Source organism: Acidimangrovimonas sediminis, assembly GCF_002871005.1.
Classification (GTDB): domain Bacteria; phylum Pseudomonadota; class Alphaproteobacteria; order Rhodobacterales; family Rhodobacteraceae; genus Acidimangrovimonas; species Acidimangrovimonas sediminis.
Genome location: NZ_PHSN01000016.1, coordinates 155,079 through 173,245 on the forward strand (window position 1 = coordinate 155,079; position 18,167 = coordinate 173,245).

Below are 18,167 nucleotides of genomic sequence, written 5' to 3' on the forward strand. Positions count from 1 at the left end.
CGTGAGACTCTATATGGAACATTAGACTTTAGAATAGCGTGGGGCACAAATGACAAAAGGGGCGGAAGAAAAGAACATGCCCGGTGCGTCGGCGGAAAGCCTCGCATCGGCTGCGGGCAAGGCAGCGAAGAAAGGCCCGCCGCCGGTCCACCTGTGGAATCCGCCGTTCTGCGGCGACCTCGACATGCGGATCGCGCGCGACGGGACGTGGTACTACCTCGGCACCCCGATCGGACGGCACGGGCTGGTGAAGCTGTTCTCGTCGATCTTGCGCAAGGACGGCAACGACTACTTCCTCGTCACACCGGTCGAGAAGGTCGGGATCACCGTCGAGGACGCCCCCTTCGTCGCGGTCGACGTGGAGGCGGAGGGCACCGGGCGCGACCAGCGGCTGACCTTCACCACCCATGTCGAGGACCGCGTGACGGCAGGCCCCGACCACCCGATCCGCGTGGTCCGAGATCCCGAGACAGGGGAGCCTTCGCCCTATGTGCTGGTACGCGCCAACCTCGAGGCGCTGATCGACCGCAAGAGCTTTTACCGGCTTGTCGACCTGGGCACGCACGAGGAACGGGCAGGTGAAAGCTGGTTCGGGCTGTGGTCGGGCGGGGAATTCTTTCCCGTCATCCCCTCCGCGGAGCTTGCCTGATCCGGCGGCGCGCGCCCCCGGCGCGCAAGGCATTTGCTTCGGTGGGGGCGCAGCCCCCACACCCCCGGAGTATTGCTGGCAAGAAAGAAGCAAGGGCTACCTCACCCCGGATCTTTCTTGTGGAAATACTCCGCGGGGGTCCGGGGGCGCGAAGCCCCCGGCCTTGACTATTCCAGCCCTGCGATGATGGCGCGGAGCGTCGCGATACCCTCGCCCTTCTCCGACGAGGTCACGACGATCTCAGGGTACGCCGCGGGATGTTTCGCCAGCGCCGCGCGGGTCTGGTCAAGGGTCCTGGCAAGGCCGCCGGAGCCCATCTTGTCGGCCTTGGTCATTACCACCTGGAAGGTCACGGCGGCGCGGTCGAGAAGCTCCATGATCTCCTGGTCGACCTTCTTCACGCCATGACGCGCGTCGATCAGCACGAAGGCGCGCCGCAGCGTAACGCGGCCCGCGAGGTAGGATTTCAGCAGCGCCTGCCATTTCGCCACCACCGCCACCGGCGCGTTGGCGAAGCCATAGCCCGGCAGATCGACGAGGTAGCCCTGTTCTCCCAGCGCGAAGAAGTTGATCTCCTGCGTGCGGCCCGGGGTGTTCGAGGCGCGCGCGATTCCCTTGCGCCCGGTCAGCGCGTTGATCAGGCTGGATTTGCCGACGTTCGAGCGCCCGGCGAAGCAGACTTCGATCCGGTCGGGAGGCGGCAGGCCATCCATCGCGACCACGCCCTTGACGAAATCCACGGGCCCGGCGAACAGCAGTCGGCCGGCCTCGCGGGCGTCGTCTTCGGGTTCCTCGGCCAGCGGGAAGGGCAGCATCAGAGCACCTCGACCTTGTCGCCACGGGCGATCCGGCCGCCCTTGGTCACGATGGCGTAAAGGCCCATCTCCTGTCCCTGTCCGATCGCGCGCAGGCCGCCCAATGTGTCGGCGTCGACCTTGCCCGTGGCGGGGTTCGCCGTGGTCGCCCTGCAGCGCGTGATGCGTTCCTCGATCTTCAGCTCGGCCTCGCCGATCCGCAGGGTCCGGCCCGGCCAATCGACCTCGACCCACGCCTCGAGCCCGTCGAGCCAGAGATTGCCACGCCAGCGGTGAAGATCGAGATCCTGGCCGAGATGCGCCCCCAGCGCCCGGTTCGACGCCATGTTCAGTACGGCGACCGAGGGGAAATCGCTGTCGGTCATCCCACGCCCCGGGGCCCGCACGATGGCGGCGGAGGCCGCGCGGTTCGCTGGCATCAGCGGCGCCACCCAGTCGAGGAAGGCCGCGGTGTCCGCGTCGGGGTCGATCTCAAGCGCCGGGCGGTCTGGATGGGTCAGCGTGAGCCGCCCCGTCCCCTCGTCCAGCGCGGCCGAGATCGCCATCAGCGCAGGGGCCTTGGCCCCGCGCGAGAAATTGGCGCAATGGGCCCAGCCGCCCTCCGCCGGCAGTTTCGCCGCCTCGTGCGCGACGGCCCAGTGCCTGTCCCAAGGCAGGCAGGCGCCTTCCGAAAGGCAAACGGACGCGAGTTCCTCGCGTCCGTGGGCCTTGATCGGGTGGCGGAAGATATGGGCGAGCGTGGCGCTCATTTCCCCTCCGCCTTCTTCTTGCGATTGAAGCCCGATCTGATGTTGCCGAACACGTCGGGCTTCGCCCCGTGGCTGCGCATGATGATGTACTGCTGGGTGAAGGTGATCGTGTTGTTGGTGATCCAGTAGAGCACGAGGCCCGACGGGAACGACCCGAGCATGAACATGAACACCCAGGGCATCCAGGCAAAGATCATCTTCTGCGTCGGATCCGCGGGGGCCGGGTTCAGCTTCTGCTGCAGCCACATCGAGATGCCGAGCAGGATCGGCAGCACCCCGAGCGAGATGATGTGGATCGGCGAATCCACCGGCGGCACGTTCCAGGGCAGCAGCCCGAAGAGGTTCAGGATCGACGAGGGATCGGGCGACGAGAGGTCGCGGATCCAGCCGATGAAGGCGGCGTGGCGCAGTTCGATCGTGACGTAGATCACCTTGTAGAGCGAGAAGAAGATCGGGATCTGGATCAGGATCGGCAGGCAGCCCGCGGCGGGGTTCACCTTCTTCTCCTTGTAGAGACCCATCATCTCCTTCTGCAGCTTGGCGCGGTCGTCGCCGGCCTTCTCCTTCAGCTTCTCGATCTCGGGCTGAAGCTCCTTCATCCGGGCCATCGAGACGTAGGATTTGTAGGCCAGCGGGAAGACGATGATCTTCAGCGTCACGGTCAAGAGGATGATCGCCAGGCCCATGTTGCCGACGATGCCGTGGATGAAGTGCAGCACCAGGAAGATCGGCTTGGTCAGGAAGAAGAACCAGCCCCAGTCGATCGCGTCGATGAAGCGCGGCACGCCCTGCTTCTCGTAGCCCTTGAGGATGTCGTAGACCTTGGCGCCGGCGAACAGCCGGGTGGTGGTCTCGACCGATTTGCCCGGCGCGACCGACTGCGTGGGTTCCTGCACGCTGACCTGGTAGATGTCGCTGCCGTTCACATATTGCGCGGTCTGGGTGGCCTTCTTGCCCTGGTCGGGCACCAGTGCGGTCATGAAGTATTTCGAGGTGATCCCGGTCCAGCCGGTCGAGGCGCCGGGGATCTGCTTGACGTGATCGCCCACGCCGTTCACCGCCCCGGCCTTGCTCAGATCCTTGTAGGACATTTCCTCGAGCTTGCCGTCGGCCATCTGGTAGGCGCCCTCGAAGAGCAGATAGTACATCTTGCCCTTGGGGATGCCGTGGCGGGCGACGATGCCGTAGGGCGCCAGCCGCGCCGCGGCGGTGCCGGTGTTCACGACCTTCTGGGTCACGGTGAACATGTACTTGTCGTCGATCGCCAGCGTCCGCTCGAACGTCAGGCCCTTGTCGTTCTTCCAGGTCATGGTGACCGGATGGCCGGGGCTCAGCGTGGCGCCAGCCGGGGCGGTCCAGACGGTGTTCGGGCCGGGAACATCGGCGCCGGTCAGGCCGTTGCCCGGGGCCCAGCCGTAGACCGCGTAATAGGGATCGGGGCTGCCGGCGGGGCTCAGCAGTTCGACCAGCGGCGAATTCTTGTCGACGGTCTCGCGATAATCCTTGAGCTTGAGCGAGTCGATACGCCCGCCCAGTGTCGAGATGGAACCCTCGAGCGTCGGCGTCTCGATCTTGATCCGCGGCAGCTTGGCAACCCGGTCGGCGACCGAGGCGGCGGCATCAGTGCCGCTGCCCGCCTGGGGCGCGGGCGCGCTGGTGCCGGTCTCGGCGGGCTGGGTTGCGGCCGCCCCATCCGACTTGGCCGTCGACTGGTCGTTCCCGGCGGCGGTCTGCGTGGCTGTCCCCTTGTCCTGCGCCGTCTTCGACGGCTCGGGCTGAGGGAACAACCAGAACCAGGCGAGGATCACCAGCAGGCTGAGCGCCGTCGCGAGAATGAGGTTCTTGTTCTGATCGTCCATAGGGGGCCCGACACCTGTCCTGTCTGAAGGTCAGCCGTGGTTCAACAGATGCGGGGCCCAAAGGTCAAGCGGTTTTGGCTCACTTCTCGTGCCCGCCCACGCACGAACCACCCCCGAAGACCGTGCCCAGCCCCGCTGACGCGCCGCGCCGCCCTTTCTTCTGAGTGGAAATATCCCACGGGGGTGCGGGGGTGTGAAACCCCCGCAGACTCGGCGGGTGCGGGGGTGTGAAACCCTGCAGATTCGGCGGATACGGGGGTGTGACCCCACATGGCGACCGCGGATGCCGGGGTCGCCCGCCCTGGGGCGCGGCCCTACCCCGCCCGCTTGCCCAGCGTCGGTGTCGCCGCCATCTGCCGCGCGCGGTGGCGGCCGATCCAGGTCGCCGTGATCTCGCGGCGCATCGGCCGGGCGATGCCGAAGCCCTGCACGTGGCCGCAGCCCAGCTGCGCCAGCATCGCATGTTCGCCCGTGCTTTCCACCCCTTCGGCAAGCGTCTCCAGCCCCAGCCGCTCCGCCATCGACAGGATCGCCGCGACCATGCGCTGCTGACCCGGATCCTCGTCCAAGCGGGTGACGAAGCTGCGATCGATCTTGATGCGCCCGACGCCGAACCGCCGGACCGCCGCGATCGAGGCATGGCCGGTCCCGAAATCGTCGAGGTCGATGCCACAGCCCATCTTCGAAAGCTCCGCCAGGTTGCGCACCACCACGTCGTTGTCGGTGGTCGCGACCACGGTCTCCAGCACCTCGACGACCAGCCGGTCCGGAGACAGGCCGAACCGGTCCAGCTCCCACTTCAGGCGCTCGGGCAGGCGCGGGTTCGACAGTTCCTCTTGCGAGAAGTTGATCGAGACGTTCGGCACATCGAGCCCCGAGGCATCCCAGTCCGACAACGCGGTCAGCGCACCATAGAGAACGACCTCGCCCAGCCGCTCGCTCAGCCCGGCCTCGTGCACCAGCGGCAGGAACTCGGCCGGGGGAACCATTCCGCGCTGCGGATGCTCCCAGCGCGCCAGCGCCTCGAAGCCCGAGATCTTACCGGTGTCGGTCGACACCTGCGGCTGGAAGAACGGCTGGATCTGGCCACGATCGAGCGCCTCCGCGAGGTCGTCGCGCAGGCTGGCGCGATCGTCGCTGGCGCGCTGCATCGCCGGCGACCAGGCGCGAATCGCCCCCGGCCCGTTGCCCAGCGCCTCGGCCGCCGCGATCTCGGCGGCATCCAGAAGACTACGGCCCCGGGCATCGGTCAGGCGCGACGCCTGGCAGAAGCCGATCGAGGCGGTGGCGTAGATCCGCAACGCGTCGATGGCGATCGGCGCGGCCAGCGCCTGCTGCAAGCGCGCCGCAAGCTGCAGCACCGATTCCAGGTCGGCCCGCCCCACCGGGGCCAGCGCCACGGCGAAGCTGTCGCCCTCGAGCCGGGCCACCACGTCGCCCGGGCGCAGCACGTCCTGCAGCCGCTCGGCAGAGCGGCGCAGCACCTCGGCCCGCGCGGCATGGCCATGGTGATCGGCCAGAACCCGGGCGTCGTCGAGATGCACCACCAGACAGGCCGAGGTCTTGCCCACCGCGCTGCCCCCCGCAAGGATCGAATCGAGGGTCGCCACCAGCCCCTCGCGCAGGATCAGCCCGGTCTCGCCGTCCTGCGCGGCGCCGGCGGGCGGCTGCGCGTCGACCCCGAACGCACCGGCCATCAGATACAGGAGCGGCAGGCCCAGCGCCGCCAGAACGAGGTGATGTTCGCCCCCCAGCCAGAAGGCCGCCAGCGTCACCGCCGGCAGGAAGGCCAGGTTCTCGGGCCGGCGCAGGCGCTGCGCCCAGCGGTAAAGGAACATCGCGGCCCGCGGCCCGAATTCTTCCGTCATCTCGTCACCCCGTCCTTGCGGGCGCACCCCTTGCCGCCCGGAACAGGGGCAAGCTACGGGGCGGGGCTGAGAGCTTTCTTAATCCCGGTCGGAAAGTTGCGGCGGATTTTCGGGAAAATCCGCTTGTGCCGGGGCGGCGGCGGCCGGGTCCCGCATCAGGCCGGCGAAGTCGAACAGCCCGGGGTCAAGCAGGTGCGAGGGCCGGGCATTCATCAGCGCGCGGAACATCACCTGCCGGCGGCCGGGGCTGCGCGCCTCCCACCCGTCCAGGATCTGCTTGACCTGCTGGCGCTGCAGCCCGTCCTGGCTGCCGCACAGATCGCAGGGGATGATCGGATAGTTCATCGCCCGCGCGAACTTCTCGCAGTCGGCCTCGGCCACGAAGGCCAGCGGGCGATAGACGAACAGGTCCCCCTCCTCGTTCAAAAGCTTGGGCGGCATCGTCGCCAGCCGTCCGCCGTGAAAGAGGTTCATGAAGAAGGTCTCGAGGATGTCGTCGCGGTGGTGACCCAGCACCACGGCGCTGCACCCCTCCTCCCGCGCGATGCGGTAGAGGTTGCCGCGCCGCAGCCGCGAGCAGAGCGCGCAATAGGTCCGGCCCTGGGGCACCTTGTCCATGACGATGGAATAGGTGTCCTGATACTCGATCCGGTGCGGCACCCCCATCCTTTCAAGGAACTCGGGCAGAACCGTCGCCGGAAACCCCGGCTGCCCCTGGTCTAGGTTGCAGGCCAGAAGCTCGACCGGCAGGAGGCCGCGCCACTTCAGCTCGTGCAGCACGGCCAGCAGGGTATAGCTGTCCTTGCCCCCGGAGAGGCAGACCAGCCATTTCGGCAGCGGCGCGTCCGGGTCGCGGAGGCCGGCCTCGACCATGCCATACGTCTCGATCGCCGCGCGGGTCTCGCGCACCAGCCGCTTGCGCAACTTGCGGAACTCGGTCGACGACGGCGCGCCGTGAAAGAGCGGGTGGATCTCGTCGCTGTCGTCAAGCATCGGAACGGGCCTTGTCCTCGGGGGCATCTTCGGGGGCGGAATGGCTGGGCGCCCGGCAGTGATTCAGGCTGCGGTGATTCAGGCGGTCATGCTCCGGATCAGCGCCGGGAACCGGGTCGTAGCCCGAGCGGCCCAACGGATGGCAGCGCCCGATCCGCCGCAGCGCAAGCCAGCCGCCCCTGAGCGCACCGTGCCGCTCCAGCGCCTCGAGCGCATAGGCGGAACAGGTCGGCTGGTAGCGGCAGTTGAAACCGACCCAGGGCGACAGAAGCAGGCGGTATCCCCGCACCGGCAGTGCCAGGATGCGGGCCAGCGGGCTCATCGTCCGCGCCCCTTGCGCGGACCGGCGCCTTTCGCTGCTCCCCGGTCCCGCCCCCGCTCGGTGCCCTCGTGAACCCGGTCGAGCGCCCCGCGCAGATCGTCCAGCATCTCGGCAAAGGGCCGCTCCACCGTCGCCCCCGGACGACCGACGAGAACGTAATCCCACCCCGCGCGCCCGGCCCGCGGCAACACCTCGCGCGCCAGCGCGCGCAGGCGGCGCTTGGCCCGGTTGCGCGTCACCGCGTTGCCGATCTTCTTGGAACAGGTGAAGCCGATGCGGATGCCCTCCGCCGTCTCGGTCTCCGCCCGGCGCCTGGCCTGCAGCAGGAACCCGCCCGTGCCCTGGCGCCGGGCCTGCGCCGCGCGCAGGAAATCGGCGCGCTTGGCCAGCACGGTGACAGGTTGCGATGCTGGGGGCTCCGCGCAAGACGAAACCGCCGGAACGCCCCCGGCCGGTTCGGCTTGCGCCGCGGCCAACGGGATTTCCGGCGGTGTCATGGGCGTGTCTCGCCTGAGGCTGGTCGCCTAAGGCCGGGCTTACGCCGACAGCCGCTTGCGGCCCTTGGCGCGGCGCGCGTTCAGGACCTTGCGGCCGCCGACCGTCGCCATCCGGGCGCGGAAGCCGTGGCGGCGCTTGCGAACCAGGTTCGAGGGTTGGTAGGTGCGTTTCATCGCGTGGCTCCGTCAAATCGCCCCCGCGGACACGCGGAGAAAACCGCGAGGATTCGGGAGCTCGTGCATTCGAAGCCCGTCCTTTACGCAGCCTCGCCCCACAAGTCAACGCGCCCCTCACGAAAAAAGCGCCGCGCGGACTCCGCGCAGCTCCGCGCCCCGCCCTTCCTCTTCTTCTGAGCGGAAATATCCCACGGGGGTCCGGGGGTGTGAAACCCCCGGCGCCGAACGCCCGCCAGGCCGTGCCCGCCTCAGACGTGCTGCGCCCCGTTCACCTCGATCTCGGTGCCCGAGACATAGGCGCTGTCCTGCGAACAGAGGAACCAGATCACGCTGGCCACCTCGGCGGGCTGGCCGAGGCGGCGCATCGGCAGGGTTTCCACGATCTTCTCGGTTCCGGGCGACAGGATCGCCGTCTCCACTTCGCCCGGCGCGATCGCGTTCACCCGCACGCCGAGCGGGCCGAAATCATGCGCCATCTCCCGGGTCAGCGCCGCCAGCGCGGCCTTCGAGGTGGCATAAGCCGCACCGGCGAAGGGATGCACGCGCGACCCGGCGATCGAGGTCACGTTGACCACGCTGCCCCGCCCCGCCGCCAGCTCTTCCTTCAGCCCGCGCGCCAGCACCACCGGCGCGAAGAAATTGACGTGGAACACCTGCCCCCAGGTCCTGAGGTCGGTCTCCAGCGTATTGAGCCGGGATCCGCCCTCGCCCTTGGGTGATATCCCCGCGTTGTTCACCAGCGCGTCCAGCCGGCCATTCAGCTTCTCGCGGATCACCTCGATCGCCTCGATCGTGCGCGACGGCTCCGACAGGTCGATCTGGATGTGATTCTCCTCGCCGCCGGGCCAGGGGCAGCGCGGATCGAAGGGGTGGCGCGAACAGGTCAGCACCCGCCATCCCTCGGCCGAGAAACGCTTGACCGTAGCATGGCCGATCCCGCGGCTTGCGCCGGTCAGCACCAGGGTCTTCTGCGGTTCGGTCATCTCGCTCCCTCCGGGTCATCGAAGGGGGGGAGCCTAGCCACACCTGCGGAAAGTGCAATGCCATGCGCCACGATCGGCGCCATCGCGCGAGGGCAGCGCGGGCGGCGCGGGCGCACGCCCCTGCCCCCGGCGCTGTCAGAGGTCGGTGAACCGTGGCAGCTCCACCGCGACCGTCGCCCCGCCGTTCGCCGCCGGGTCGAGGCTGAGACTGCCGCCGTGCCGTTCCGCTAGCCGCCGCGCGACGGCAAGGCCGAGGCCCGCTCCCCCGGTATCGCGGCTGCGCGACAGCTCTCCCCGCGCGAAGGGTTCCAGCAGCGCCGCGCGGGCCTCGGGCGGGATGCCGGGGCCGTCGTCGGAGATCCGCAGCGTCACCGTCCCGGCCCCGGCCGACAGGCCGATCCGCGCCGCCTTGCCGTAGCGCAGCGCGTTGGTCGCAAGGTTCACCACGATGCGCCGCAGCGACAGCGGATCGCCGATCACGTAGATCCCGCTTTCGGGGCTCCGGGGCGCAAGCGTCGCGGCCATGCCCTCTTCCGCCATCCCCGCCACCTCGGCCCGGACCAGCTGGGCGAAATCGACAAGTTCGCGGTTCTCCTCCCCCGCCTCTGCCTCGTCATTGCCCCGCGCCGCGAGAAGCGCGTCGTCGATGAGGCGGATCATGTCCTCGATATCGGCCACGGCGCGGTTGCGCTGCTCGGGGTCGGGGATCGCCTCGACCCGCAGCCGCAGGCGGGTGGTGAAGGTGCGCAGGTCGTGCGAGATCCCTCCGAGGAGGGCCATCCGCGCCTGCATCAGGCCCGACAACCGGGTCTGAAGCCCCGAGATCGCCCGCACCAGCGCCCGGATCTCTCGGCTCTGCCCGCGGGTCTCGGGCAGGGCCACCGGGGGGCCGGAGAGGTCGATCCGCTCGGTCGCGCGCGCAAGCTGGGACAGAGGCGCGATCTCGCGCCACAGGGTCCACAGCGCGACGAGCGAGATCAGCGTGCCGGCCGCCCCGGCGATAAGGCCCACGGGAATGCCGAAGCCGGTGACGATGATCGGGCTGGTCGCCGCGATCAGCAGGAACCCGCCCTCGGCAAGGCCGATCTGCAAGGCGACCTGCCGCCGACCCTGCCATCCGAAATGCACCGGGTCGCCTGCGCGCTCGGGCGCGGGGCCGCGGGCGGCGGTGAAGCTGTGGCCCGCCAGCGCCGGCGCATAGCGGCGCATCAGCGCCTCGTCGGAATGGGCAAGCCCCGGGGCCGCGACGCGCTCCCGCCCGGGCGGAAGGAGCGCGACCCGGAAGATCGGCGTGTTCAGCGCCCGCACCAGGTCGGGGCGCCGTGCCGCGGGCGTCGCCTCCACGGTGCGGACGATCGCGGCGACCCGCGCGGGCGCGGGTTCGTAGCTGCGCGCGGTCCAGTCGCTGCCGGCATAGCCCACGATCAGAAGCCCCAGCCACATCGCCAGAAGCCCCGCCGCAACCAGGGCCCCGAACCTGCGCAGCCGAGCGAGGGAGCGCGTGGGCGACCGCCTGGCCATCTCAGCCACGCGGCTGCACGACCTGGGTGAACAGGTAGCCGCCGCCCCGGATCGTGGAAATCAGCGTGACGCCGGGGCTCACCTCGGCCAGCTTGCGGCGCAGGCGCGAGATCAGCACGTCGATCGTGCGATCGAACGGGTCGGCGCTGCGGCCACTGACCGCGTCGATCAGCTGGTCGCGGCCGAGCACCCGGCGCGGCCGGCGCACGAAGGTGGCAAGCAGGTCGAACTCGGCACTGGTCAGGGTCACCGGCACCCCGTCCACCCCGCGCAGGTCGCGCCCGTCGAGGTCGATCACGAAGCGGTCGAAGGTCAGGATCCGGCGATCCTCGGTCTGCGCCGAGGGCTGCATCTGCGCGCGGCGCAGCAGGCTACGGATCCGCGCCACCAGCTCGCGCGGGGCGAAGGGCTTCACCAGGTAGTCGTCGGCGCCGAGTTCCAGCCCCAGCACGCGGTCGATCTCGTCGCCCCGGGCGGTCAGCATCAGGATCGGCACGGTCGAGGCGGCCCTGACCCGCCGGCAGATCGACAGCCCGCTTTCCCCCGGCAGCATGACGTCGAGGATCAGCAGGTCGGGGAAGGTCGCGGCCATCCGCTCCGTCGCCTCGGCCACGTCGGCCGCGGCCGCGACCTGAAAGCCCTCGCCCTCCAGCAGCGCGGTGACGAGGGTGCGGATCTCCGGGTCGTCCTCGACGATCAGGAGAGAGGCGGAGGTGGCGGCGGCAGGGCTGATGTCCATGGCCCGAGTGTCCGACATCGCCCGGGGCGAGGCAAACGAATCCGGCGCCGTTAACAAAACGACACGGTTCGACATGGGCGGTTCAAACCCGGTTCACCGCGCGCGCCTAGACCCGGCCCTACACCGCCGGCAGAGCCCGGCACGGAATTTCAGGAGGCTTCGATGAACCCGAGAAAGATCACCGCGCTTGCGGCGGGCGCCTGCCTTGCGGCGCTGGCGACCCTGGGGGCGGCCATGCCCGCCATGGCGGCGACGGGCGCCGTCACGGTCAGCACGCTGAACCTGCGGGCCGGGCCGGGCACCGGCTATCCGGTGGTGCGGGTGCTGCCCGCGGGCGCGCAGGTCACGCTCTATGGCTGCACCGGCGACACGCGCTGGTGCGATGCGGCCTGGGACGGCGGGCGCGGATGGGTCTCGGCCAGCTATGTCGAGGTGACCTACCACGGCGCGCCTCGGCCGCTCACTCCCGGCACCCTCGCCATCGTGGGGCTGGGGGTGGTGGCGTTCAACCAGGCCTACTGGAACGCGCATTACGTGGGCCAGCCGTGGTACGGGCGCTGGTCCTATTACCACGGCGGCGCGGGGGCGGGGCACGCGGGCGGCACCGTCTGCGGCCCGAACGGCTGCGCCCACCGCGGCGTCACCGTGGGCCCCGGCGGCGCGGCCCATGCCGGCTCCACCCGCTGCGGCCCGAACCGCTGCGCCCATGTCGGCGCCGTGCGCGGACCGGGCGGCAACACCGTGGTGCGCCGCGGCGTCTACGACCGCTGAAGCGCCGCCCCTTCCCCGCCTGCCCCCGCCTTCCCCTTCCCCGGAACACACAGGACAAGACCATGCTCCGTACCGGCCTTATCACCCTGGCACTCCTTTCCGGCGCCGCGGCGCCCGCGCTTGCCGCCACCGCGGCCCCGCCGCCCTCCCTGACGCTCGCCGAGAAGATGGAGCTTCGGCAGAATTGCGGGCCCGATATCCGCAAGCTCTGCGGCAACGTCAGCCCCGGCGACGGCCGGGTCGCGGCCTGCATGCGGACCCACAGGGACGAGCTGAACAAGGCCTGCAAGGCGACACTGGCCAAGTTGATGCCCCCGGTGGCACACTGAAACGTGACCCGACCCGGGACCGGGAGACGCAGAGCGCGCCCGGCCCGGACCTCGATGCCTTCCGGAAAGGGACCCCGATGCGCCACCACCTTCCCCCGGCCGCCGGCCAAATCACCCGCCGGGCGGCCGCCACCCTTATCGTCGCCGCGCTCGCCGTCTTCTGTGCCTGGGCCCAGGCGCGCGCGGAGGAGACGGTTCCCACGGTCCGGCCGGTCACCGCCCCCGTCACCCGCGCGCTCTACGAGACCGGCACGGTGAAGGCGGTGAACAGCGTCGATCTCGTGGCGCGGGTCAGCGGCACGCTGGAGAAGATCGACTACCAGGACGGTCAGGAGGTGAAGAAGGGCGACCTTCTCTTCGTGATCGAGCCCGCCCCCTACCGCGCCGCGCTGAAACAGGCCGAGGCCAGCGTCGCGCAAGCGCAGGCCTCGCTGAGCGATGCGCAAAGGACACTTGACCGCGACATGAAGCTGGTGACCTCCTCGGTGCCGCAATCGCAGGTCGATACCGCGCGCAGCCAGCGCGACGAGGCGCAGGCGCAGCTGACCTCGGCCGAGGCGCAGCGCGACCAGGCGCAGATCAACATGGGCTACACCGAGATCCGCGCGCCCTTCGACGGCTATGTCAGCGCGCATGAGGCCGATGTCGGTGCGCTGGTCGGACAGGGCGGGACGACGACGCTGGCCACCATCGTCCAGCTCGACCCGGTCGAGGTGGATTTCGCGGTCTCCGACACCGACGTGCTGCGCCTGCGCAAGCAGATCAAGGCGCGGGGCCTGACGCTGAAGGACCTCTCGACCGTCAAGGTCGAGGCCGCGACCCAGATCGACAAGGGCTACCCGGTCACGGGCCACCTCGACTACATCGCGCCGCAGACCAACAGCGCGACCGGCACTCTGTCGGCGCGCGCGGTCTTCGACAACCCCGACCGGTCGCTGCTGCCGGGCCTCTTCGTGCGGTTGCGGATCCCGCTGGAAACCGTGCCGGATGCGCTTTTCCTGCCCGACAGCGCGATCGGCGCAGATCAGGGCGGCAGCTATGTGCTGGCGGTGGGCGCGGACGGCAAGGTCACGCGGCGCGACGTGACGCTCGGCCAGCGCGGCGATACCGGGCAAAAGGCCGGCTTGCAGGAGGTCGAGGGCGACCTGAAGGCCTCGGACCGGGTGGTCGAGAACGTGCTGTCCGGCGTGCGGCCGGGCGACACGATCGCCACGTCGAACTAGGGGCTGCACGATGTTCTCGCGTTTCTTCATCCAGCGGCCGGTGCTGGCCAACGTGATCGCGCTGCTGATCGTCCTTCTGGGCGCGGTGGCCTTCACCCGGCTGCCGATCGCGCAATATCCCGACATCACGCCGCCGACGATCCAGGTCAGCGTGCGCTACCCCGGCGCCAGCGCCGAGACGGTGATGGACACGGTGGGCCTGCCGATCGAGAGCCAGGTCAACGGCGTCCCCGGCATGATCTACATGCAGTCGAATTCCACCAGCGACGGCACCTACAACCTGACCGTCACGTTCGAGATCGGCACCGACCCCGACAAGGCGCAGATCCTGGTGCAGAACCGGGTCGACGCCGCCACCGCGCAACTGCCCTCCTCGGTGCAGTCGCAGGGGGTGACGGTGCGCAAGCGCTCCACCTCCATCCTCGAATTCGTCACGCTGTCGGGGGCGGATCCCAAGTATGACAGCCTGTACCTGGCGAATTACGCCAAGATCAACCTTGTCGACCCGCTGGCCCGGGTGCCCGGGGTGGGCGACGTGTCGATCATCGGGGCGGGCGATTACGCGATGCGGATCTGGTTGAACGCCGACCGGATGAAGGCGCTGGGGCTGACGCCCACCGACGTGTCGAACGCAATCAAGGCGCAAAGCCAGGTGGTGGCCTCGGGGCAGCTCGGCGCGCCGCCGATCGCGACGGGACAGGGGTTCCAGACCCCGATCGTGATCGACGGGCGGCTGAATGACGTGAAGGGCTTCGGCAATGTCGTGGTCAAGACCGACGCCGACACCGGGACCGTCACCCGCCTGCGCGACATCGCGCGGATCGAGCTGGGGTCAAAGAGCTATGGACAGGTGTTCCGCGTCAACGGCCGCGCCTCGGCCGCGATCGCCATCAGCCAGCTGCCCGACGCCAACGCGCTCGACGTGGCGAAGGCGGTCGAGACGAAGATGAAGACCCTCGCGCGCGATTTCCCCCCGGGGCTGAGCTACGACGTGCCGTTCAACACCACGCTCTTCGTCAATGCCGCGGTCGACGAGGTCTGGCGCACGCTGGGTGAGGCCTTCGTGATCGTGCTGGCCGTGATCTTGCTGTTCCTGCAGGACTGGCGCGCGACGCTGGTGCCGGCCACGACGGTGCCGGTCACCCTCATCGGCGCCTTCGCGGTAATGGCGGCGCTGGGGTTCACGATCAACATGTCGACGCTCTTCGCCCTCGTCCTTGCCATCGGGATCGTGGTCGACGACGCCATAGTCGTGGTCGAGGGCGCGGCCGAGAAGCTCAAGCCCGGGGTGCCCGGCCCGGTCGCGGCCGAGAACGCGATGAAGGAGCTCTTCGCACCCATCGTCGGCATCACGCTGGTGCTTCTGTCGGTCTTCCTGCCCGCGGCCTTCCTGCCCGGGCTCACGGGGCAGCTTTACCAGCAGTTCGCGCTGGTGATCGCGGCGACCGCGCTGATCAGCGCGATCAACGCGGTGACGCTGAAGCCGGTGCAGGCCGCGCTCTGGATGAAGCCGCTGAAGCCGGAGGGCGAGCGCAACATCGTCTTCCGCGGCTTCTCGCGGTTCGAGGGCTGGATGGAGCGGGGCTACATGCGGCTGCTGCCGCGGGTCCTGCGCTGGCGCTACCTCGTCTGCGCCGCGGCGGCGGGGGTGATGATCCTCGGCTTCGTCGGGCTGTCGAAGGTGCCCGGGGGCTTTCTGCCGATCGAGGACCAGGGCTATTTCGTGGCCTCGGTCTCGCTGCCGCCGGGGGCCTCGCTGGAGCGGACGGACGCCGCGCTGAAGGAGGTCCGGACGCGGCTCGACAAGGTACCGGGGGTGGCGAACGTGATCACCATCGCCGGGGTGTCCCTGCTGAACGGCAACGCCTCCCTCGCCAGCGCGGGCGCGGTCTACATCGTGCTGGACCCCTGGGACGAGCGCGGCAAGTCCGAGGGGCTGCTGCCAATGTATCTGGGCCTGTCGAAGGCGCTGAAGGATCTGCCGGACGGCACCGCGCTGGTGGTTCCGCCGCCGCCGATGCAGGGCGTGGGCAGCGCCGCCGGCGCCACGATGATGCTGACGCTCGAGGGCGGCAGCATGGATTTCGCGCGTCTGTCGCAGGCCGCGCAGGCCTTCGCCGCGCGGGTCGAGAAGGATCCCCGCGTCGTCGGCGTCAACATCGCCTCGGCGCCCGAGGCGCCGCAGGTCCGGCTTGATGTGAACCGCGACAAGGCGGCCTTGATGGGCGTGAACGTGTCCGACGTCTATTCCGCCCTGTCGGGCTACCTCGGGTCGAGCTACGTCAACCAGTTCACCCGCTTCGGCCAGACCTTCCAAGTCTACATCCAGGCCGAGAGCGACAGCCGCGCGATGGCCGCGGGGATCGGCCGGCTGACCGTGCCCAACGCCTCGGGCCAGATGGTGCCGCTTTCCAGCCTCGTGACGGTGGAGAACGGCAGCGGCCCGCCGCTGGCCACGCTCTACAACCTGCGCCCGGCGGTGCAATTGCTGGCCCGCGGCGACCGATCCGTCAGCACCGGCACCGTCATGCAGATCATGGACGAGGCCGCGAAAAGCCTGCCCTCGGGTGTCGGGACCGAATGGACCGGCCTTTCCTATCAGGAAAAGGTTGCGGGCAATCAGGTCTATTTCGCCTTCGGTCTGGCGCTGATCCTCGTCTACCTCGTCCTCGCGGGGCAGTACGAAAGCTGGCTGGGGCCGCTGCCGGTGATCCTGTCGGTGCCGATCGCGCTCAGCGGGACGGTCGGGGTGCTGCTGGCGCTGGGGCTTCAGAACACGCTTTATACCCAGATCGGGATGGTGTTGCTGATCGCGCTGGCGGCGAAGAACGCGATCCTGATCGTGGAATACGCCCGCGACATGCGCCTGCATCACGACATGTCGATGATCGACGCGGCGCTGGCCGCCGGGCGGAGACGTCTTCGGCCGATCGTCATGACCTCGCTCGCCTTCATCCTGGGCATGGTGCCCCTCGTGCTGGCCAGCGGCGCGGGCGCCAACGCGTCGAAGTCGATCGGCATCTCGGTGATCAGCGGGATGCTGGTGTCCACGGCGCTGGGTCTCTTCGTGGTGCCGGCGATGTTCGTGCTGTTCCGCCAGATCGAGGAATGGCTGGCCCGGCGCCGCGCGGGCTGATCATACCGATCCGCCGCAGTCCGCACTGTGGAGGCCCGCACTGTGGAGGTCCACCAAATGGACGTCCGCACGATGGACAGCGGCGGATCGGATCTTCATCTTCATTCACGCGCGCGGTTAGCTGCGCCCGTGCCGAAGGAGAGGATCCGATGCCAGAAAGCCCCTGCCCGCCGATCCCGGATGCCGACTGGCCCGAAGAGATCGCCGACCTGCGCGAGGGCTTCGCCGGGCGGCTGGACGTCTACCGCGTGATGGCGCATCACCCGGCGCTGCTGCGCGCCTGGGCGCCGCTGCGTCAGCATGTCGTCCTCGATAGCGCACTGGGGGCGGAACGGTCGGAGGTGGTGATCCTGCGGGTCGCGCACAGGATGGGGGCGGCCTACGAATGGGCCCATCATGTCAGCCGCGCCCGCAAGCTGGGCTTTGCCGACACCCGTATCCTGGCGCTGAAGGGCCTGCCCGAAGGCGAGGACGGCCTGATCGCCCGCGCGGTCGACGCGCTGATCGACGACCGCCGCCTGAGCCCTTCGCAAGAGGCGGAGCTGGCCGCGGCGATCGGGCGGAAGGCAGTGTTCGACCTGGTCGCGACGGTGGGGTTCTATTCTGTCCTCGGGTACCTGCTGATGACCTACGACACCCCGGTCGATGCCGGTGTCGCGGCGGAGCTGGCGCGCGCGCCGCTGTGACCCTCAGGCCGAGATCGCGGCGGAGATGCGGCCCGCCAGGTCGATCAGCGGCGGGCCGTAGCCGGCCATCGCCTTCGCCCCCGCCATGGCCGAGCTGATCCAGATCAGCGAGACGCAGGCGGCGACGCTGCCGTCCTTCATCACCGGTGCGGCGATGGAGGCGGTCTGCGGCCGGAATTCCCCCGCGTCGCGCAGCGCCACCCCGTCGCGACGCGCCTGGTCGAGCAGCCTGCTCAACCGGGCGGGTTCGAGGAACGGCTGATCGGCGGGGTCGCCCAGCCGCGCCAGATGGGCAAGGATCAGCGCGCGTTTCTCCTCGCCGCAGAAGGCAAGGTAGGCGCGCCCCGCCGAGGTGCGCAGCATCGGCAGCCGGTAACCGATCATCGCCCGGTCGATCGACAAAGGCGAGCGGCCGTGCGTGGTTTCCTGGATCACCATGGCGGCATTCTCGTAGACCGACAGGTCGATCGGCCAGACCAGCTGCCTGTCGAATTCGGCCAGGATCGGCCCGGCCGCAAGGCAGATCGCCGAGCGGCTGGCGTGGCCATCGCCCAGCGAGGCCGCCAGCGGCGTCACCCGCACCCGGTTCGAGGTCGGCGACCAGGCGACATAGCCCGCGTCCTCCAGCGTCTCGAGCAGGCGGTAGACGGTGGGCCGCGGGATCCCCAATGCCGCCGCAAGCTCTCCCGGGCGGGCCTCGCCCATGGCGTTGATCTTGCGCAGGATCGACAGGCCGCGCGTCAGGGCGCGCACGGCATCGGGCGGCCTGCGCCCTGCGGTGCGGCCCGCCGCGTGGCCGGTCGTCTTGGGGGTCTCCTCCGTCATGGCGCATCCTTGCATGACGCCGGGC

Annotated in this window: 18 protein-coding genes; 6 read left to right on the top strand and 12 right to left on the bottom strand. The window is 69.5% G+C overall.

Annotated elements, in window-relative coordinates:
• Positions 1–76: 76 nt before the first annotated feature.
• Entirely contained in the window at positions 77–649 is a 573-nt protein-coding gene (locus tag CVV76_RS15545) for a DUF1285 domain-containing protein (RefSeq protein WP_233192974.1), read from the top strand.
• A gap of 167 nt (positions 650–816) precedes the next feature.
• Here CVV76_RS15545 and yihA read toward each other — a convergent pair whose 3' ends face one another.
• From yihA to CVV76_RS15600, 11 genes are all read right to left on the bottom strand, one after another.
• Positions 817–1,464 carry a ribosome biogenesis GTP-binding protein YihA/YsxC gene (gene yihA, locus CVV76_RS15550; RefSeq protein ID WP_102225587.1) on the bottom strand — a complete coding sequence of 216 codons (648 nt, stop codon included), beginning with the start codon at positions 1,462–1,464 and terminating at the stop codon, positions 817–819.
• The gene (locus tag CVV76_RS15555; protein ID WP_102225588.1) at positions 1,464–2,213 is read right to left on the bottom strand and encodes an MOSC domain-containing protein; all 750 of its coding nucleotides are present in this window, start codon (positions 2,211–2,213) and stop codon (positions 1,464–1,466) included. Before CVV76_RS15555 ends, yihA begins: the two co-directional genes overlap by 1 nt.
• Positions 2,210–4,072 (bottom strand): membrane protein insertase YidC, encoded by a 1,863-nt coding sequence (gene yidC, locus CVV76_RS15560; RefSeq protein WP_102225589.1) that lies wholly within the window; start codon positions 4,070–4,072, stop codon positions 2,210–2,212. The genes CVV76_RS15555 and yidC overlap by 4 nt, the downstream gene beginning before the upstream one ends.
• 314 nt (positions 4,073–4,386) lie before the next feature.
• Complete coding sequence (locus CVV76_RS15565; RefSeq protein WP_233192975.1) at positions 4,387–5,940, bottom strand: bifunctional diguanylate cyclase/phosphodiesterase; 1,554 nt, start codon at positions 5,938–5,940, stop codon at positions 4,387–4,389.
• Positions 5,941–6,018: 78 nt separating this feature from the next.
• Positions 6,019–6,933 (bottom strand): tRNA 2-thiocytidine(32) synthetase TtcA, encoded by a 915-nt coding sequence (ttcA, locus tag CVV76_RS15570; RefSeq protein ID WP_233192976.1) that lies wholly within the window; start codon positions 6,931–6,933, stop codon positions 6,019–6,021.
• Positions 6,926–7,255, bottom strand: a complete 330-nt coding sequence (yidD, locus tag CVV76_RS15575; RefSeq protein ID WP_102225590.1) for a membrane protein insertion efficiency factor YidD — start codon at positions 7,253–7,255, stop codon at positions 6,926–6,928. The genes ttcA and yidD overlap by 8 nt, the downstream gene beginning before the upstream one ends.
• Positions 7,252–7,752, bottom strand: a complete 501-nt coding sequence (gene rnpA, locus CVV76_RS15580; RefSeq protein WP_102225591.1) for a ribonuclease P protein component — start codon at positions 7,750–7,752, stop codon at positions 7,252–7,254. The genes yidD and rnpA overlap by 4 nt, the downstream gene beginning before the upstream one ends.
• Positions 7,753–7,791: 39 nt before the next feature.
• Entirely contained in the window at positions 7,792–7,926 is a 135-nt protein-coding gene (gene rpmH / locus CVV76_RS15585; protein ID WP_102225592.1) for a 50S ribosomal protein L34, read from the bottom strand.
• Positions 7,927–8,177: 251 nt separating this feature from the next.
• A complete protein-coding gene (locus tag CVV76_RS15590; protein WP_102225593.1) occupies positions 8,178–8,912 on the bottom strand; it encodes an SDR family oxidoreductase in 735 nt (244 codons plus the stop codon).
• Positions 8,913–9,047: 135 nt separating this feature from the next.
• Entirely contained in the window at positions 9,048–10,433 is a 1,386-nt protein-coding gene (locus CVV76_RS15595; RefSeq protein WP_102225594.1) for a sensor histidine kinase, read from the bottom strand.
• A gap of 1 nt (position 10,434) precedes the next feature.
• Positions 10,435–11,172, bottom strand: coding sequence for a response regulator (locus CVV76_RS15600; RefSeq protein ID WP_102225637.1), 738 nt, complete (start codon positions 11,170–11,172; stop codon positions 10,435–10,437).
• Between the two features lie 162 nt (positions 11,173–11,334).
• On the opposite strand from CVV76_RS15600, the gene CVV76_RS15605 reads away from it, so the two are divergent.
• The 5 genes from CVV76_RS15605 to CVV76_RS15620 all read left to right on the top strand — a co-directional run bounded on the left by CVV76_RS15605 (position 11,335) and on the right by CVV76_RS15620 (position 17,317).
• Positions 11,335–11,943 carry an SH3 domain-containing protein gene (locus CVV76_RS15605; RefSeq protein WP_102225595.1) on the top strand — a complete coding sequence of 203 codons (609 nt, stop codon included), beginning with the start codon at positions 11,335–11,337 and terminating at the stop codon, positions 11,941–11,943.
• Positions 11,944–12,005: 62 nt separating this feature from the next.
• Positions 12,006–12,272 (top strand): hypothetical protein, encoded by a 267-nt coding sequence (locus CVV76_RS24705; RefSeq protein ID WP_146010303.1) that lies wholly within the window; start codon positions 12,006–12,008, stop codon positions 12,270–12,272.
• Between the two features lie 77 nt (positions 12,273–12,349).
• On the top strand, positions 12,350–13,495 hold the full coding sequence (locus CVV76_RS15610) for an efflux RND transporter periplasmic adaptor subunit (protein ID WP_146010304.1): 1,146 nt from the start codon (positions 12,350–12,352) through the stop codon (positions 13,493–13,495).
• A 10-nt stretch (positions 13,496–13,505) separates the two neighbouring features.
• Positions 13,506–16,631 (top strand): efflux RND transporter permease subunit, encoded by a 3,126-nt coding sequence (locus CVV76_RS15615; protein WP_102225597.1) that lies wholly within the window; start codon positions 13,506–13,508, stop codon positions 16,629–16,631.
• Between the two features lie 149 nt (positions 16,632–16,780).
• Entirely contained in the window at positions 16,781–17,317 is a 537-nt protein-coding gene (locus tag CVV76_RS15620) for a carboxymuconolactone decarboxylase family protein (protein WP_102225598.1), read from the top strand.
• Between the two features lie 3 nt (positions 17,318–17,320).
• Here CVV76_RS15620 and CVV76_RS15625 read toward each other — a convergent pair whose 3' ends face one another.
• On the bottom strand, positions 17,321–18,142 hold the full coding sequence (locus CVV76_RS15625) for a DNA-binding transcriptional regulator (RefSeq protein ID WP_102225599.1): 822 nt from the start codon (positions 18,140–18,142) through the stop codon (positions 17,321–17,323).
• Between the last annotated feature and the right edge of the window lie 25 nt (positions 18,143–18,167).